The organism is Candidatus Methylopumilus universalis (genome assembly GCF_006364435.1).
Taxonomy (GTDB): Bacteria; Pseudomonadota; Gammaproteobacteria; order Burkholderiales; family Methylophilaceae; genus Methylopumilus; species Methylopumilus universalis.
In genome coordinates this window covers 760,050-776,637 of sequence record NZ_CP040977.1, presented here as the reverse complement: position 1 = coordinate 776,637, position 16,588 = coordinate 760,050, and the positions used below count along the sequence as shown (strand labels likewise).

Annotated in this window: 17 protein-coding genes; 16 read left to right on the top strand and 1 reads right to left on the bottom strand. The window is 39.8% G+C overall.

The annotated features are described in order from the left end of the window. Positions 1–43 precede the first annotated feature (43 nt). From ndk to der, 9 genes are all read left to right on the top strand, one after another. Positions 44–448 carry a nucleoside-diphosphate kinase gene (gene ndk, locus FIT70_RS04195; protein ID WP_139930781.1) on the top strand — a complete coding sequence of 135 codons (405 nt, stop codon included), beginning with the start codon at positions 44–46 and terminating at the stop codon, positions 446–448. An 8-nt stretch (positions 449–456) separates the two neighbouring features. Next, the gene (gene rlmN / locus FIT70_RS04190; RefSeq protein ID WP_139930779.1) at positions 457–1,554 is read left to right on the top strand and encodes a dual-specificity RNA methyltransferase RlmN; all 1,098 of its coding nucleotides are present in this window, start codon (positions 457–459) and stop codon (positions 1,552–1,554) included. Positions 1,555–1,615: 61 nt separating this feature from the next. Further along, positions 1,616–2,803 carry a flavodoxin-dependent (E)-4-hydroxy-3-methylbut-2-enyl-diphosphate synthase gene (gene ispG, locus FIT70_RS04185; protein WP_420897693.1) on the top strand — a complete coding sequence of 396 codons (1,188 nt, stop codon included), beginning with the start codon at positions 1,616–1,618 and terminating at the stop codon, positions 2,801–2,803. A 5-nt stretch (positions 2,804–2,808) separates the two neighbouring features. Further along, the gene (gene hisS, locus FIT70_RS04180; RefSeq protein ID WP_139930775.1) at positions 2,809–4,074 is read left to right on the top strand and encodes a histidine--tRNA ligase; all 1,266 of its coding nucleotides are present in this window, start codon (positions 2,809–2,811) and stop codon (positions 4,072–4,074) included. Then, positions 4,071–4,889: an ABC transporter ATP-binding protein gene (locus FIT70_RS04175; RefSeq protein WP_139930773.1), complete on the top strand. Its 819-nt coding sequence runs from the start codon at positions 4,071–4,073 to the stop codon at positions 4,887–4,889. Before hisS ends, FIT70_RS04175 begins: the two co-directional genes overlap by 4 nt. 16 nt (positions 4,890–4,905) lie before the next feature. Next, positions 4,906–5,730: an ATP-binding cassette domain-containing protein gene (locus FIT70_RS04170; protein ID WP_139930771.1), complete on the top strand. Its 825-nt coding sequence runs from the start codon at positions 4,906–4,908 to the stop codon at positions 5,728–5,730. Positions 5,731–5,756: 26 nt separating this feature from the next. Then, positions 5,757–6,383, top strand: a complete 627-nt coding sequence (locus FIT70_RS04165; protein ID WP_139930769.1) for a YfgM family protein — start codon at positions 5,757–5,759, stop codon at positions 6,381–6,383. 3 nt (positions 6,384–6,386) lie between these two features. Then, a complete protein-coding gene (gene bamB, locus FIT70_RS04160) occupies positions 6,387–7,565 on the top strand; it encodes an outer membrane protein assembly factor BamB (RefSeq protein WP_189340835.1) in 1,179 nt (392 codons plus the stop codon). Between the two features lie 2 nt (positions 7,566–7,567). Then, a complete protein-coding gene (der, locus tag FIT70_RS04155) occupies positions 7,568–8,998 on the top strand; it encodes a ribosome biogenesis GTPase Der (RefSeq protein ID WP_139930767.1) in 1,431 nt (476 codons plus the stop codon). Here the strand turns inward: der and FIT70_RS04150 are convergent. Continuing rightward, positions 8,995–9,795: an outer membrane protein assembly factor BamD gene (locus tag FIT70_RS04150; RefSeq protein ID WP_139930764.1), complete on the bottom strand. Its 801-nt coding sequence runs from the start codon at positions 9,793–9,795 to the stop codon at positions 8,995–8,997. The genes der and FIT70_RS04150 overlap by 4 nt on opposite strands. A 42-nt stretch (positions 9,796–9,837) precedes the next feature. On the opposite strand from FIT70_RS04150, the gene rluD reads away from it, so the two are divergent. The 7 genes from rluD (at position 9,838) to hflX (ending at position 16,584) form a co-directional block, all read left to right on the top strand. Further along, complete coding sequence (gene rluD / locus FIT70_RS04145) at positions 9,838–10,884, top strand: 23S rRNA pseudouridine(1911/1915/1917) synthase RluD (protein WP_139930762.1); 1,047 nt, start codon at positions 9,838–9,840, stop codon at positions 10,882–10,884. Continuing rightward, entirely contained in the window at positions 10,877–11,611 is a 735-nt protein-coding gene (gene pgeF / locus FIT70_RS04140; RefSeq protein ID WP_139931382.1) for a peptidoglycan editing factor PgeF, read from the top strand. Before rluD ends, pgeF begins: the two co-directional genes overlap by 8 nt. A gap of 61 nt (positions 11,612–11,672) precedes the next feature. Further along, on the top strand, positions 11,673–12,470 hold the full coding sequence (locus FIT70_RS04135) for a ZIP family metal transporter (RefSeq protein ID WP_139930759.1): 798 nt from the start codon (positions 11,673–11,675) through the stop codon (positions 12,468–12,470). Next, positions 12,470–13,789 carry a 30S ribosomal protein S12 methylthiotransferase RimO gene (gene rimO, locus FIT70_RS04130; protein WP_139930757.1) on the top strand — a complete coding sequence of 440 codons (1,320 nt, stop codon included), beginning with the start codon at positions 12,470–12,472 and terminating at the stop codon, positions 13,787–13,789. The genes FIT70_RS04135 and rimO overlap by 1 nt, the downstream gene beginning before the upstream one ends. A 12-nt stretch (positions 13,790–13,801) precedes the next feature. After that, positions 13,802–15,193 carry a glutamate--tRNA ligase gene (gltX, locus tag FIT70_RS04125; protein WP_139930755.1) on the top strand — a complete coding sequence of 464 codons (1,392 nt, stop codon included), beginning with the start codon at positions 13,802–13,804 and terminating at the stop codon, positions 15,191–15,193. A gap of 18 nt (positions 15,194–15,211) precedes the next feature. Next, entirely contained in the window at positions 15,212–15,448 is a 237-nt protein-coding gene (hfq, locus tag FIT70_RS04120; protein WP_028818102.1) for an RNA chaperone Hfq, read from the top strand. Next, complete coding sequence (hflX, locus tag FIT70_RS04115; protein WP_139930753.1) at positions 15,448–16,584, top strand: GTPase HflX; 1,137 nt, start codon at positions 15,448–15,450, stop codon at positions 16,582–16,584. Before hfq ends, hflX begins: the two co-directional genes overlap by 1 nt. Positions 16,585–16,588: the final 4 nt, after the last annotated feature.

Here is a 16,588-nt window from a genome sequence, read left to right as displayed (position 1 = left end):
ATCAGTCTTTTCAACGATCTTAAATCTTACGGAGTATTCAACAATGGCAATCGAACAAACCTTATCTATTATTAAACCTGATGCAGTTAAAAAAAATGTCATCGGACAAATTTATGCACGTTTTGAAGCTGCTGGTTTAAAAATTATCAAAGCTAAAATGACACATCTCACACAACAAGAGGCTGAAGGTTTTTATGCGGTGCATAAAGACCGCCCTTTCTTTAAAGATTTAGTGAGTTTTATGATTTCAGGGCCTGTGATGATTCAAGCTTTAGAAGGTGACAATGCTGTTTTAAAACACCGCGATTTGATGGGTGCCACTAATCCTAAAGATGCAGCACCTGGAACCATTCGTGCAGATTTTGCGGAGAGTATTGATGCCAATGCCGTGCATGGATCGGACTCATTAGACAACGCTAAAATTGAAATCAAATACTTCTTCGGTTAATTTTTTAAATGACAAACTTGCTCGATTTGGACTACGAGCACCTCGTTTCATATATCGAAACGTTTGGTGAAAAGCCTTATCGAGCCAAGCAGTTAATGCATTGGATTTATCAAGAAAATCTCATTGATTTCAATGAGATGACGGATATTTCTAAAGTATTTCGTGATGTATTAAAAGAGAAGGTTTCCATCCAATTACCTAGTATTATGAGTGATGCGCTATCGGATGACGGCACACGTAAATGGCTCTTTGATGTGGGTGGAAATAATGGCATCGAGACTGTATTTATTCCCGAAGATGATCGAGGCACTTTATGCATTTCGTCCCAAGTTGGATGTGCACTCGAGTGCACATTTTGTTCCACAGGTCGCCAAGGTTTTAATCGCAACTTAACGACCGCTGAAATTATAGGCCAGCTTTGGCTCGCTAATTTTTATGTCAGGCAGCAAGAAGGTTATAACGGATTAGCGAATTCAGAACGCATTATCAGTAATGTCGTCATGATGGGCATGGGGGAGCCACTCGCAAATTACGACAATGTCGTGAGTGCGATGAAATTGATGTTAGATGATAGAGCTTATGGTTTAAGTCGCCGCCGTGTCACGCTTTCTACCAGTGGACTTGTCAACGCGATGGATCGTTTAAAAGAGGATTGTCCTGTGGCGTTAGCCGTATCGCTTCATGCATCGAATGATAAATTGCGGGATGAAATTGTCCCCATCAATAAAAAATTTCCTATTAAAGAACTCATGGCAGGGTGTCAGCGTTATTTAGAAAAAGCACCGCGGGATTTTGTGACGTTTGAATATGTCATGTTGGATGGTATTAATGATTCGGTGGAAGATGCAAAAGCTTTAATACAAATCGTCAAAGACGTGCCATGTAAATTTAATTTAATCCCTTTTAATCCGTTTCCGAATAGCGGATATAAGTGTTCATCATATGAACAAATAAGACGTTTTAAAGAAGTGTTGATGCATCAAAATTATATTGTGACGGTCAGAAAAACGCGGGGGGACGATATTGATGCCGCTTGTGGGCAGCTCGCAGGACAGGTCAAAGATAAGACGACAAGATCTCTAAAAAGAATTAACTTAATTGAATAACTTATTGATTATTAGACTATAAATGAAAAAAATTTTAATTAAAAAACCGACCTATCAAGTGATGGTGGGATCCGTCCCCGTCGGGGGTGGTTCTCCTGTTGTGGTGCAATCCATGACCAATACTGAAACGTCAGATATCGCAAAAACGACTGAGCAAGTGTATGAGTTATGGGAAAAGGGTTCTGAAATTGTGAGAGTCACGGTCAATAATGAAGCCTCAGCAGATGCGATTCCTTACATTATTGAAGCCTTAAATAAGCGAAATTGTTTTGTGCCGATCGTGGGCGATTTTCATTTTAATGGCCATAAATTATTACAAGCTTATCCAGAGTGTGCAAAAGGACTCGCTAAGTATCGCATCAATCCAGGCAATGTAGGTAAGGGCAGTCGTCGCGATGAGCAATTTGAAGCGATGATTCAAATTGCTAAAACGTTTGACAAGCCGATTCGTATAGGAGTTAATTGGGGAAGTTTAGATCAGGTTAAATTAGCCGTCATGATGGATGAAAATGCGAAATTAAAAAACCCATTATCATCCGATGCATTGATGCATGAAGCTTTAATTCAATCTGCATTAGAAAGTGCTGAACAAGCGATTTTGTGGGGACTCCCAAAAAACAAAATTATTATCTCTTGCAAAGTGAGTCATGTGCAAGATTTAATTCTCATTTATCAAGAGCTAGCCCAAAGAACTGCATATCCCTTACATTTAGGGCTCACCGAAGCCGGTATGGAATCGAAAGGTATTGTGGCATCGACCGCTGCTCTCGCAATTCTTTTACAGCAAGGCATAGGCGACACGATTCGCGTGTCACTCACCCCAACGCCCGATGAGCCTCGTACCAAAGAGGTGGTGGTCGCCCAAGAGATTTTACAAACCATGGGGATTCGTTCTTTCACACCACTTGTCACGGCTTGTCCTGGATGTGGCCGAACGACTTCGACTTATTTTCAAGAGTTGGCTCTCAACATTCAAACATTTTTACGTGAGTCCATGCCGCAATGGAAAAATACCTACCCAGGTGTGGAGGATATGTCAGTCGCTGTCATGGGGTGTGTGGTCAACGGCCCTGGAGAATCAAAGCTCGCCAATATTGGGATTAGTCTTCCTGGTACCGGTGAAATTCCAGTGGCCCCTGTGTTTGTCGATGGTGAAAAAACCGTCACTCTAAAGGGTGACAATATCGCGAATGAATTTAAGGCGATTGTGATGAACTATGTGGAATCGCACTATTCAAAGTTAAAATAGTCACTATGGCGCAAAAATTACAAAGTGTTAAAGGTTTCTATGATGTCTTACCTGATAAGACACCGCTCTGGCATTTTGTCGAAGATAAAATGCGTGAAGTGTTAAATCTTTATGCGTACGAAAAAATCAATTTACCCTTAGTGGAACCTACTTCGCTTTTCATTGACAGTGTTGGCACACATACCGATATTGTTGAAAAAGAAATGTATTCATGGGTAGATCCTTTAAATGATGATCAATTGACCTTACGCCCTGAAGGCACTGCTGGATGTGTGAGAGCGGTCATTGAACATAATTTAACCTACAATGGACCTATTCGTTTGTGGTATCAAGGCCCGATGTTTAGGCACGAGAATGTGCAAAAAGGACGTCAGCGCCAATTCAATCAAGTGGGAGCTGAAGCTTTTGGATTGGTTGACGCTAATGTCGATGCCGAACAAATCTTATTATTAAGCCGTCTTTGGAAAGCCCTTGATATAAAAGACGTGGAACTTCATATTAATTCGATTGGGGACCCTGAAGATCGATTGAAATATAGAACTGAGCTCATTCGTTATTTTGAAGGTCATCAAAATATCCTAGATGAAGATGCCAAAAGGCGACTCCATCAAAATCCATTGCGGATTTTGGATAGTAAAAATCCTGCCATGCAAGACATGATTGAAGGAGCACCAAAACTATCTGACTATTTAAACAGTGAAGCAAAAGCTCATTTTGATTCAGTATGTGGCTATCTCAAAGAAGCGGGCGTTCCTTTCAAACTTAATCACCGATTGGTGAGAGGATTAGACTATTACAATCGAACAGTTTATGAGTGGGTGACCAACCGTTTGGGAAGCCAAGGTACCATTGCAGGAGGTGGCCGCTATGATTATTTGATTGAGCGTTTAGGGGGAGACAAAACACCTGCTTGTGGTTTTGGTATTGGCATGGAACGCATCATTTTACTTTTAGAAGATATGGGTGTGGTTCTCCAAAACGAACCCAATATTTACCTTGTGAACTTAGGTGATGCTGCCGAAAAATACGCGTTGAAATTATCTGAAACGCTTCGAACTCAAGGATTAAAAGTCGTTTTAAATTCAGGTGGTAGTAGCTTTAAATCACAAATGAAACGTGCTGATAAAAGTGGTGCAGCATTTGCTGTCATCTTAGGTGAGGATGAAATGAAAGAAGGGGTGGCACAAGTGAAATCCTTAAGGGTTGAAAATGTGCAATCGAAGATGCCATTAGATGAATTAGCTCAATTCTTGTTGAAACAAACATCATGAAAAAAATACTTGAAGTCAAACATTTAAAAGTGTCTCCCATGAATGAGCCACGTAAAATTTTAGTGAGTGATGTTTCATTTGATTTATATCCTGGCCGCACCACTTGCATTGTGGGCGAATCAGGCAGTGGTAAAAGTCTCACCGCACTCTCCATCATGAAACTTTTGTCATCTCAACTCAAACAAACAGGTGATATTTCTTTTGAAGGAAAAAATATATCTCAATTATCTAATGTGGAGATGCGACCTTTTCGTGGTCAATCGATGGCGATGATTTTTCAAGAGCCGATGACATCTTTAAATCCTGTCTTAACGGTTGGAGATCAGATTAAAGAAGCATTAAGTGTGCATTTTGATTTAGATAACAATAGTTTAAATAAAAAAGTGATCTCTCTTTTAAAAGAGGTGGGTATTCCAGGCGATCGTATTTCAAGTTACCCCGATGAGCTGTCAGGTGGACAAAGACAACGCATCATGATCGCGATGAGTATTGCTTGTGAACCCTTAATTTTAATCGCAGACGAACCTACGACCGCTTTGGATGTCACAGTGCAAGCGCAAATTTTAAAACTCCTATCTGATTTAAAAGAAAAAAGACACATGGCCATGCTTTTTATAACGCACGATTTTGGTGTGGTAGAGGAAATCGCAGACGATGTCATTGTGATGTATCAAGGCCACATTGTTGAAAAGGGAAGCGTGAAGGACGTATTAAAAAAACCAAAACATGCTTACACCAAAGCTTTGCTGCAATGTGTGCCAGATGCAAAAGGTATAAATAAATTAAAACCTATTCAACATCGTACATTTATTTAAGAGTCATATTTAAACCATGGCAAAAATTGTTAAAAATGAAGTGTTGTTAGAAGCTACGGGCCTTTATAAAACCTATACGCAAACGTCTGGCTTTTTTGTAAAAAAACAAAGAGTGATCAAAGCGCTCAATAATGTCAGTTTATCGATTAAAAAAGGAGAAACGTTAGCGATTGTAGGTGAATCAGGCAGTGGTAAGTCAACCTTGGCTCGATGTCTGTTACAATTGCTGTCGCTTGATCAGGGTGAGCTTTTCTTTAAAGGTAAAAATCTCACCACTTTAGATGTGCAAGGTAAAAAATATCTTAAACGCCATATACAAATGGTATTTCAAGATCCTTATGCGTCACTAAATCCTCGCATGAAGATTGCTGAGATTTTAGAAGAAGGCTTATTAATTCATGATTTAGGCAATAAAATTTCGCGCGATAAAAAGATGCGTGACATGATTAAAAGAGTAGGGTTGGAGGTGTCTGATTTAAATAAATACCCGCATCAGTTCTCAGGCGGGCAAAGACAAAGAATTGGTATTGCAAGAGCTTTAATTGTAGAACCCGAACTCGTGATTTGTGATGAGCCTGTTTCAGCCCTTGATGTGTCGATTCAAGCGCAGATTTTATTATTACTAAAAGAACTACAAAAAGAATTAGGTTTGAGCTATCTTTTTATTAGTCATGATTTAAGAGTCGTCCGACATATGGCAGATAGTATTGCTGTGATGCATCAAGGGAAAATTGTAGAGCAAGGTTCTATTAAAGGCATTTATGAAAAACCAAAAGCGAATTACACGCGTGAACTCTTAAATGCAATTCCGGGCAATCATTTTAAATTTAAAGTCAGTTAATTTTTTTTTAAAGGAAATAAAAAGCTATGGCACTCGATTTAGAAGAACAAGAACAGGTAGACGAACTTAAAGCGCTGTGGAAAAAATATGGGACTTATATTACGCGGGGTGTGATTGCATTCTTTGTTTTATATGGCCTCTATCAAGGATGGGGTTATTACCAAACTAAGCAATCATTGAGCGCTTCTGAACTTTATCAAAGCATTGTGGTATTGGATGAAAAAAATACCAAAGACATTATGCAAAAAGCACAAAGCTTAATCGATCAATATGGCGGTACACCTTATGCAAGTCGCGCGGCTATTTTATTTGCGAAGGCAAGCTATGCTGAAGGTTTAAAAGACAAGGCCAAAGAAAAATTGGAGTGGGCATCTCGCCACGCAAAAGAATCTGCCACAGAATCGATAGCGCTCATTCAATTAGGTCAAATATTAGTTGAAGAAAAAAAATATGAGGATGCTTTAAAGAAAGCGAATGATGTCGATAATGAAGGTTACCTTGGTCTATCGAATGATTTAAAGGGTGACATTTTAAATGCGATGGGTAAAAAAGAAGACGCTAAAAAAGCCTATCAAGAAGCATTAAAACGATTTGGACCTAAAGACCCTTATGCAAGATTCACAGAAGAAAAATTAGAATCACTTGGGGTATAGGGTTTGATTTTATTTCGTTATCTTCTTCTCGCACTTTTATCTATTTCGCTTTTAGCTTGCGGTCCCGTTAAAGATTTGACGGATCAAATTCAGGAGCGCTTTGTAGGTCAAGATCCCATTGACCCTCCTGCAAGTCTTAAAGAATTTAAAGCGAAACTTAACCCTAAAATACTTTGGTCTGCAAAATTAGAAGGCACTGAGTCATTTGAATTCTATCCTGGCATTATTGGAGAAGAAGCATACGCTGCATCATCCGATGGAAGTTTAGCTAAATTTGATTTGAAAAGTGGTAAAGCCATTTGGAAAATTAATACGGGTGAAAAATTATCAGGCGGTGTAGGTGTTGGGGTGAATGAAATTACCGTGGGCACATCTTCGGGTTTATTAGTGGCTTATGATTTAAATGGCAAGTTGCTTTGGAAAACGAGATTATCGAGCCAAATTTTAAGTGCGCCTACCATTCATGAAGGTCTTGTGATTGTGAGAACATCAGATAATCTTATTCATGGGGTCAATGTCAAAGATGGTTTAAAAAAATGGACTTTCTCAAGAGTCGGCCCACCTTTGAGTTTAAGATCCAGTGTAGGGGTGGTGGCAAGTGACGGTGTGATTTATGCCGGATTTCCAGGTGGTAAATTAGCGGCTATTCGAGAAGATAACGGCTCACTCCTTTGGGAAATGACGGTGGCCCAACCGAAAGGGGTAACTGAAATTGAACGTGCATCTGATGTCACAAGTTCACCCGTGATCGATGGCTTAAATATTTATACGGTGGCTTACCAAGGCAAAATGGCTGCAGTCGATCGGGTGAATGCGAGAACTTTATGGAGCCGCGACATTTCAAGTTATACAGGTATAAATATTGATGGTGCTAGGATTTATCTATCGCATACAGGTGGCGCTGTTTATTCGTTAGCGCTTGAATCAGGTAAGACCTATTGGCGTCAAGGCGACCTCTTAAACCGTAAACTCACCACACCCTTAGGCATGGGCGATTACGTGGTTGTAGGCGACTTAGAAGGTTATATTCATATCTTAGATAAAGAAACGGGTACTTTTTTAGGCCGTATTCAATTAGACGACGATGCTTTACCTGTGATGCGTCGACTGGTTGAATTTGAAACAGGTAAGTTTTTAGCGCAAACTCGAAATGGCGGACTCTACGCCATCGCTATTCAATAATCATGTTACCCACCATCGCCCTTGTGGGTCGACCTAACGTCGGCAAATCCACTTTATTTAATCGTTTAACGAAATCGCGTGACGCCCTTGTAGCTGACCTTCCTGGCTTAACACGTGACCGTCATTATGGGCGAGGTGTAGGGGGCGACATGCCTTATATCGTCATTGATACAGGAGGCTTCGAGCCTTTGATAGAAAAAGGCATTCAAAAAGAAATGGCGAAGCAAACGCTACTCGCCATTGATGAAGCCGATGTAATTTTTTTTATTACCGATGGCAGACAAGGGGTCACGCCTCACGATCGTGTGATTGCAGATTTACTTCGCAAGATGAATCGTAATATTTATTTGTTAGTCAATAAAACAGAAGGTATGCAAAGAGGTATTGTCACGGCCGAATTTTTTGAACTTGGTTTGGGCGATCCATTAGGTATTTCGTCAGCACATGGCGAAGGTGTGCGTGACATGATTCAGATGGCATTGGAACCTTTTAAAAAAGAAGACATTGACACAGATGAAGTGCAGCAAAAAATTCCGAAGATTGCCATTGTAGGTCGCCCGAATGTCGGTAAATCAACTTTAGTGAATGCATTTCTAGGTGAAGATCGTGTGATTGCTTTTGACGAACCTGGAACGACGCGTGATTCAATTCAAATTGATATAGAGCGCCATGATAAAAATTACACACTGATCGATACCGCAGGCATTCGTAAAAAAGGTAAGGTCTTTGAAGCAGTTGAAAAATTTTCTGTCATTAAAACTTTGCAAGCGATTGAAGAGGCGAATGTTGCGATTCTTGTCGTAGATGCCGAAGAGGGCATCACAGAGCAAGATGCGCACGTGGGGGCTTATATCTTAGAAGCAGGTCGTGCACTTGTGGTTGCTATTAATAAATGGGATCGATTAAAAGAAGATGAAAGAGAAATCGTCAAGCAAGATATCCAACGTAAATTACAATTTTTAAAGTTTGCAGAATTTCAATATGTATCAGCTTTAAAGAAAAAAGGCCTCACTGAAATTTTAAAATCGGTCGATGAAGCTTATCGTGGTGCATTCATTAAAATGTCGACACCTAAACTAACACGCGCACTCATAGATACATTGCAACAGCATCAGCCACCAATCTCAAAAGGTATTCGCCCTAAATTGCGTTATGCGCATCAAGGCGGATCCAATCCACCTGTCATTGTGATTCATGGCAATCATGTCAATGCCATTAAGGATAGTTATATGCGATTCTTAGAAGGAGCTTTTAGACAAGCGTTTCAAATTATTGGCACACCGTTAAGGGTACAATTTAAGCAAGGTGAAAATCCTTACCTGGATGAAGAAAAAAGAAAACCTAAAGAGGGTGTGGTATCGATGCGTCGTCGCAAGAATGCGCTTCGTAAAAAACTTACAGATAAAAATAAACTAGAAGCGAAGAAGCGCTAGTCTTTATCCCAGAATTTCCACCAATCTTTTTTCTTAGTATCTTGGCCTTTAGTGAACATAGCACTATTTGGATAATTTTGTTTTAAAACCCTTAAGGTATCTTCTTTCAAATCATCCATCCCTAAATTGTCATAAGCGCTGATCATAATCACAAGCGCTTCTTCAACAAAATTAGAATCAGGGTAAGATTCAATGACATATTTAGCCCGGTTCAACGCCGCGACATGCGCCTTCACTTTCATATAATGACGCGCCACATGAAGTTCATGATCGGCTAATTTATTTTTTAAATAAATCATACGTTCCGTGGCATCTTTGCCATAACGCGTGTTGGGGTAAAGCGTCAGTAAATCTTTAAAGGCAAGAAAGGACTGCCTTAAGACTTTAGGGTCGCGATCACTGATATCCTGGAAAGTCGCTTTTTCGACGATGCCTCTTTCCTTAAAGTAAGCGACGCCTTTTAAGTAATAGGCATAATCGAGATTCGGATGATTAGGATGTATTTTAATGAAACGCTCAACCGATGAGACGCATTGCGCCGCATCTTGTTGCTTGTAATAGGCATAGGCCATATCAAGTTTTGCTTGCGCACCAAATTTGCTATTAGGGTAGCGCGATTCTAATTTTTTTAAATACTCGATAGATTTTTTATAATCTCGATCGGTCATTTTTTCCGATGCTTTTTCATAGATGCGTTCAGCTGATAAGCCTTTGGTATCGTCAAGCTCAGTAGGCGGGCCAAAAATGGCACAAGACCCAAGAAAAAGCATCATAATAACGACTATACCAATACGCATACGAACCTTTAACTATAAAAATATACGAAGAATTATAGCATTATGAATGATGATGAAAGATTATTGATCGTCCCAGATACGCACGCCGGCTTAAGGGTGGATGTGGCTTTGCAGCAACTTTTACCGGAATTTTCTCGCTCCAAATTGCAAGAATGGATTAAAGATGAGTTCGTGCTGGTGAATCAATCCTATGTGTCAGTAAAACATAAGGTGTATGCGGGGGATGAAATTAAAGTCATCGTTCAATCAAACCCAGAGAACAATGCATTTTTACCTGAAGCGATTCCGCTTCATATTATTTTTGAAGACGAGACATTGCTCGTCATTAACAAACCCGCCGGCATGGTGGTTCACCCGGCAATTGGCAATTGGTCTGGCACGCTTCTGAATGCGCTTCTGCATCATATGCCAGATATCGCACATATCCCTCGCTGCGGTATTGTGCATCGATTGGATAAAGAAACCAGCGGGCTTCTAGTCGTGGCTAAGACCTTAAATGCACAAACACATCTCGTGCAACAACTTCAAGCAAGATCTGTAAAAAGAGAATATCGAGCGATTGTGTGGGGACAGTTATGGAAAAATGGCACAGTGAATCAGCCCATTGGCCGGCATCCATCCATTCGCACTCGCATGGCTATTCATTTATCCGGTAGGCCAGCGATTACGCATTATGAGATTTTAGAGCGATTTGGCGTTCACACTTACTTAAGATGCAATCTTGAGACAGGTCGTACACATCAAATTCGAGTGCATATGCAATATTTAAAAGCACCTATTGTGGGCGACCCTGTCTATGGTTTAAAAAGTATTATGCCGATTAAATCCATGAGTGATGAGTTACGCCAGCATGTGTTAGGTTTTAATCGTCAAGCACTTCACGCGATTCGCTTAGGACTGATTCATCCATTAAGTGGTGAGGCGATGGAATGGTCGATTGATTTACCCGATGATATGAAGGTTTTACTTGAAATCATTCGAGCTGAGCAGGTGGGTGTTACAGAACCTCTAGAAGATTTAAGTTTTGATGACTATCTTGATGAGGTCAGTGACGATATCGATGATGACATGCTGGAGGATGATGAGTAATTTTTTTATTCCAGACTGGCCTGCACCTTCGCATATTAAATCCATGCAAACGCTGAGAGCTGAGGGAAACAGCCAAGGCAAATACAACAGTTTTAATTTAGCGACACATGTGAATGACGACATCAATGCTGTTCATTTGAATCGCGATCGACTTAATCAATTTTTACCTAGCGCGCCTCATTGGCTAAATCAGACGCATAGTGTGGATGTGATAAAACTCCCTTCACTCTCATTTAATGCAGATGCTTCTTATACGATAGAAACAAATACAATATGTGTTGTTCAGACAGCTGATTGTTTACCTTTATTAGTGACAAATAATGAGGGGACAATAGTGGCTGCTATTCATGCCGGTTGGCGTGGCCTTTTAAATGGTGTCATTGAAAATACCATTGAGAAAATGAATGTCTCGCCAAATGATTGTCTTGTGTGGTTAGGACCTGCCATCAGTCAAAAGCATTTTGAAGTAGGCTTTGATGTAAAAAATAGTTTTTGCGAAAAACATATTGAGTCTGAAAAAGCTTTTCATTTAATTTCAGATCAAAAATGGTTAGCTGATATTTACACGCTTGCCAAAATAAGACTCAATGGATGTGGTGTCCACCAAATTTATGGCGGCAGCATGTCGGATGATTACTGCACTTTTGCTAATGAATTAGAGTATTTTTCCTATAGGCGTGATGGCATGACAGGCAGAATGGCCTCCCTCATCTGGATCGATGCATAAAGACATCCAATCATTTCAAGTTTCGTTATAATGCTTAATTATTTCACCATAGTTTAACCTCATGCATACACTTCTTTGGATTCTATTTTCTTGCTTTATCGGTGGTTTATTAAGCGTGACTGCTGCAGCGCTCGTAACAATGAATACAAGAACGCATCTTGTTTCTCATTTAGTAAGTTACGCTGTGGGTGCCATGTTGGGTGCAGTTTTCTTAGAAATATTACCTCATGCTTTTAAACTTACCAATCATATAGAAGCGATAACCTTTGTCGTTTTATTCGGCATTCTTTTATTTTTTGTGTTAGAAAAATTATTGTTATGGCGTCACTGTCATGGTGACCATTGTGAAGTGCATGACGTGCATCAAGACAGCCATGCTTCTAAAAATCATCAACATAGTCATGATGCAGGACGAAGCGGTAGCATGATTATGGTCGGTGACTTATTTCATAATTTTGTTGATGGTATCTTAATTGGTTCGGCTTTTATGGTGAGTACCAGTGTAGGTATCGTGACAGCATTAGCAATTATTGCGCACGAGATCCCTCAAGAAGTAGGTAATTTTTTAATTCTGCTTCATTCGGGGTATAAGAAAAAAGAAGCTTTTATTTTTAATCTTCTCGCAAGTTCTTTTACTGTTTTAGGCGGGCTATTAGCTTATTTCATTTTGGAGTCCATGATGGACTGGGTGCCATTTATTTTAGCGCTTGCAGCATCCAGTATGATTTATGTATCAATCGCTGATTTGATTCCAGGCCTACATAAAAAAACTGAATTACGTTCCACTATATTTCAAGTCGCACTTATCGTGTTAGGCGTTGCATCTGTGGCTCTCACACAATGGATTGTTGAAGGCTAATGGCGTTACATACTCCTAAAGTAGGTTTTGTATCCTTAGGCTGCCCCAAAGCCGGTTCAGATTCTGAAAGAATATTGACGCAATTACGTGCAGAAGGTTATGACATTTCTAAGTCATATCAAGATGCTGATCTGGTTGTAGTGAATACCTGTGGTTTTATTGATTCAGCGGTTAAAGAATCGATGGATGCGATTGGTGAAGCCGTTAAAAAAAATGGCAAAGTGATAGTCACGGGTTGTTTGGGTGCCAAAAAAGACATCATTGAAAAAGAGTATCCAAATTTACTCGCCATTACAGGACCGCATGCATTAAATGAAGTGATGTCGGCTGTGCATACCCACCTAGAAAAGCCACATGATCCTTTTAGTGATTTAGTGCCACCTCAAGGCATTCGTTTAACGCCTAAACATTACGCTTATTTAAAAATTTCAGAAGGCTGCAATCATCGATGTTCATTTTGTATTATTCCATCCATGCGTGGAGACCTGGTGAGTCGTTCGATTGATGATGTGATGACTGAAGCGGAAACGCTAGTTAATAGTGGTGTATCAGAAATTTTAGTGATTTCACAAGACACAAGTGCTTATGGTGTGGATATCAAATATCGAAGTGGTTTTTGGAATGGTCGCCCCGTTAAAACTAAACTGTATGATTTAGCTCAAGCTCTTGGATCTTTAGGAGTCTGGATCAGAATGCATTATGTTTATCCTTATCCTCATGTCGATGACATCATTCCTTTGATGAGTGAGGGTTCGATTTTGCCTTATCTTGATGTGCCTTTCCAACATGCAAGCCCTCGGATTTTAAAACTCATGAAACGTCCTGCAAGTGCTGAGAATAATCTTTTGCGTATCAACAAATGGAGAGAAGTGTGTCCTGATATCACGATACGCAGTACTTTTATCGTAGGCTTTCCAGGAGAGACCGAGGCTGAATTTGAAGCGCTTTTAGATTTTCTTGAAGAGGCCCAATTAGATCGTGTCGGTTGTTTCAAATATTCGCCTGTGGATGGTGCGAGTGCAAATCTTCTAGAGGGCCAAGTCCCTGAAGACATTAAAGAAGAACGATTACAAAAATTTATGGAAACCCAAGCGCGCATTAGTCATCAAAAACTCGAATCCAAAGTGGGGCAAACATTCACCGTTTTAGTCGATAGTCATGACGGTGATTATGCGATTGCAAGATCGATGGCAGATGCACCCGATATAGATGGCAAAGTTTATTTAAGGGACGGCAAGCTTTTAAAGCCAGGTGATTTTGTCGATGTTAAAATTGAATCTTATGATCAACATGATTTGTTCGCAGGCCCTAATGTTTAAGAAGAAATCCCTATGACCGTTGTCACCCGTTTTGCACCGAGCCCCACAGGTTATCTTCATATTGGTGGCGCGAGGACTGCATTATTTTCTTGGGCTTATGCCAAAAGACATCGGGGCCAATTTATCTTACGTATTGAAGATACTGATATAGAAAGATCAACCCCTGAAGCAGTAGAAGCCATTATGGATGGTATGACATGGCTTCATCTTGATTTCGATGAAGGTCCTATCTATCAAACAAAACGCATGGCTGTGTACAAACAATATATTGATCAATTGATTAAAGAAGATAAAGCCTACCTTTGTTATTCATCCAAAGAAGAATTAGAAGTGTTGCGTGAATCACAAATGAAAGCAGGCTTAAAGCCAAAGTATGATGGTAAGTGGCGGCCTGAACCTGGAAAAAGTTTACCCCCAACGCCTAAGAACATTCAACCGGTCGTGCGTTTTAAAAATCCAACATCAGGTGTTGTGTCTTGGCATGATTTAGTGAAAGGTGAAATCACGATTGCGAATGAAGAACTTGATGATCTCGTCATTGCAAGAGGAGATGGCACACCTACCTATAATTTTTGTGTGGTGATTGATGATTGGGAAATGAAAGTGACACATGTCATTCGCGGGGATGATCATATTAATAATACACCACGTCAAATTAATCTCTTGAAAGCTCTAAATGCAAACATTCCAGCCTATGCGCATCTATCGATGATATTAGGCGATGATGGCCAAAAGCTATCTAAAAGACATGGCGCTGTCAGTGTGATGCAATATTTTGATCAAGGTTATTTGCCTGAGGCGATTCTCAATTATTTAGCCCGGCTCGGATGGAGTCATGGCGATGACGAAATTTTTAGCATGACTGACTTTTGTCAATGGTTTGATTTGGACCATATCACTTCCTCATCTGCACAATTTAATACTGAAAAATTAGATTGGCTTAATAGCCATTACATCAAAACACTTCCACTTGATCGCATAAGTTCGGCTATAGAGCCCTATCTAAAAAAAGTGGTTCATACGCCTATCGATCAAAATCTCTTAATAGGTGCAATTGATATTCATCGCGAGCGCGCAAACCATTTAACAAATCTTGCGAAGGATATCGCTTATATATTTGAAGTTCAAAAGCCGAATCAGCAAGATTTTGAAAAGCATATTAATGCTGAAGCCTTAGAGCTTATTAAATCTTTTCAAGCCTCTTTAAATAAGATTGATTGGACGAAAGAAGCCATTCATAATGTAATGAATGAAGTGGTGACTTTACATGCGATTAAATTTCCAAAACTTGCGATGCCACTGCGTGTTCTTTTGACAGGTATCGCACAATCACCAAGTATTGATGCTGTGATGGCGATCTTAGGACGCGATGAAACGATGAAACGATTGAATCTTTACTTATAACTATATTTGGAATCCTCTATGGAAAAAAAGAATACACATTTACAAGATGAGTTTTTAAATCAACTCAGAAAAGAACATGTATCAGTCTCCATTTATTTGATGAACGGTATTAAGCTGCAAGGTAATATTGAGTCATTCGATCAGTACGCTATTTTATTAAAAAATACTGTCAGTCAACTCGTCTATAAACATGCTATTTCAACGATTGTGCCCATGCGCAATGTCAATATCGAGCCACCAGCAGATGACGATTGATGTTTGAACGTCCTAACGAAGGAAAGTCTGCTTGCGTTATTAGTATTAATTTTGGGGATACCGATTTCGAAGAGAGTGTCGAAGAAATTAAAGAGCTCGTATTAAGTGCTGACATGAAAATTGTGAGCACAGTGAATATTAAGAGATCGGCACCCGATCCTAAGTATTTTTTGGGTTCAGGAAAAGCCGAAGAAGTGAAGTTCATCATTCAAGAGTCAAAAGCTGATACCGTCATTTTTAATCATAACCTCAGCCCCTCCCAAGAGCGAAACTTAGAAAAATATTTTAGTACACGCATCTTTGATCGCACCGCACTCATCTTATTAATTTTTGCAAAGCGCGCTAAAAGTCACGAGGGAAAACTTCAGGTCGAATTAGCCCAGCTTGATCATTTATCGACAAGACTGATTAAAGGCTGGAGTCACTTAGAAAGGCAAAAAGGGGGGATTGGTGTCAGGGGAGGCCCCGGTGAAAAACAATTAGAACTTGACCGCCGCATGTTAAAACTTCGCATTAAGCAGTTGAAAGAAAAACTAGATAAATTAAAACGACAACGCACGATGCAGCGAAAAAAAAGAAGTCGCTCGAATGTATTGAACATTTCCATTGTAGGTTATACCAATGCCGGTAAATCCACACTCTTTAACCAGCTGACGCATGCGAATGCATTAGCGATGAATCAGCTTTTCGCAACACTAGATACCACCTCTCGAAAACTTTTTATTCAAGAAGGGGTGGAATGCGTAATCTCAGATACGGTGGGTTTTATTAAGGCGCTTCCTACTACCTTAATTGAGGCATTTAAATCGACCCTTGAAGAGTCAAGAGAGGCTGATTTACTTCTTCATGTCGTGAATATGGCCAACCCAAATCATAGCGAGCAAATCGCAGCGGTGAATAAGATTCTAGAAGAAATAAAAGCGGCGGCAATACCTCAAATTCTTGTTTTAAATCAAATTGATAGACTTGATATAAAGGCAAATCATGAAAAAGATGAATATGGTAGAATTTCTACTATTCAGTTATCTGCAAAGACAGGCGAGGGTATTGAACTTTTAAAAGAGGCTATCCTCCAACTACATGTAGCAAAGCAGTCAACTGAAACCAAAATATTTGAAGAAAATCCCCTTAATTAATTAG

What these genes read in the sequence shown, in the direction of transcription:
- hfq (WP_028818102.1), top strand. Translation starts at nt 15,212, where the DNA reads ATGGAAAAAAAGAATACACATTTACAAGATGAGTTTTTAAATCAACTC.
- FIT70_RS04170 (WP_139930771.1), top strand. Translation starts at nt 4,906, where the DNA reads ATGGCAAAAATTGTTAAAAATGAAGTGTTGTTAGAAGCTACGGGCCTT.
- ndk (WP_139930781.1), top strand. Translation starts at nt 44, where the DNA reads ATGGCAATCGAACAAACCTTATCTATTATTAAACCTGATGCAGTTAAA.
- FIT70_RS04175 (WP_139930773.1), top strand. Translation starts at nt 4,071, where the DNA reads ATGAAAAAAATACTTGAAGTCAAACATTTAAAAGTGTCTCCCATGAAT.
- FIT70_RS04150 (WP_139930764.1), bottom strand. Translation starts at nt 9,795, where the DNA reads ATGCGTATTGGTATAGTCGTTATTATGATGCTTTTTCTTGGGTCTTGT.
- gltX (WP_139930755.1), top strand. Translation starts at nt 13,802, where the DNA reads ATGACCGTTGTCACCCGTTTTGCACCGAGCCCCACAGGTTATCTTCAT.
- pgeF (WP_139931382.1), top strand. Translation starts at nt 10,877, where the DNA reads ATGAGTAATTTTTTTATTCCAGACTGGCCTGCACCTTCGCATATTAAA.
- ispG (WP_420897693.1), top strand. Translation starts at nt 1,616, where the DNA reads ATGGTGGGATCCGTCCCCGTCGGGGGTGGTTCTCCTGTTGTGGTGCAA.
- FIT70_RS04165 (WP_139930769.1), top strand. Translation starts at nt 5,757, where the DNA reads ATGGCACTCGATTTAGAAGAACAAGAACAGGTAGACGAACTTAAAGCG.
- rluD (WP_139930762.1), top strand. Translation starts at nt 9,838, where the DNA reads ATGAATGATGATGAAAGATTATTGATCGTCCCAGATACGCACGCCGGC.
- hisS (WP_139930775.1), top strand. Translation starts at nt 2,809, where the DNA reads ATGGCGCAAAAATTACAAAGTGTTAAAGGTTTCTATGATGTCTTACCT.
- rimO (WP_139930757.1), top strand. Translation starts at nt 12,470, where the DNA reads ATGGCGTTACATACTCCTAAAGTAGGTTTTGTATCCTTAGGCTGCCCC.
- rlmN (WP_139930779.1), top strand. Translation starts at nt 457, where the DNA reads ATGACAAACTTGCTCGATTTGGACTACGAGCACCTCGTTTCATATATC.
- hflX (WP_139930753.1), top strand. Translation starts at nt 15,448, where the DNA reads ATGTTTGAACGTCCTAACGAAGGAAAGTCTGCTTGCGTTATTAGTATT.
- der (WP_139930767.1), top strand. Translation starts at nt 7,568, where the DNA reads ATGTTACCCACCATCGCCCTTGTGGGTCGACCTAACGTCGGCAAATCC.
- FIT70_RS04135 (WP_139930759.1), top strand. Translation starts at nt 11,673, where the DNA reads ATGCATACACTTCTTTGGATTCTATTTTCTTGCTTTATCGGTGGTTTA.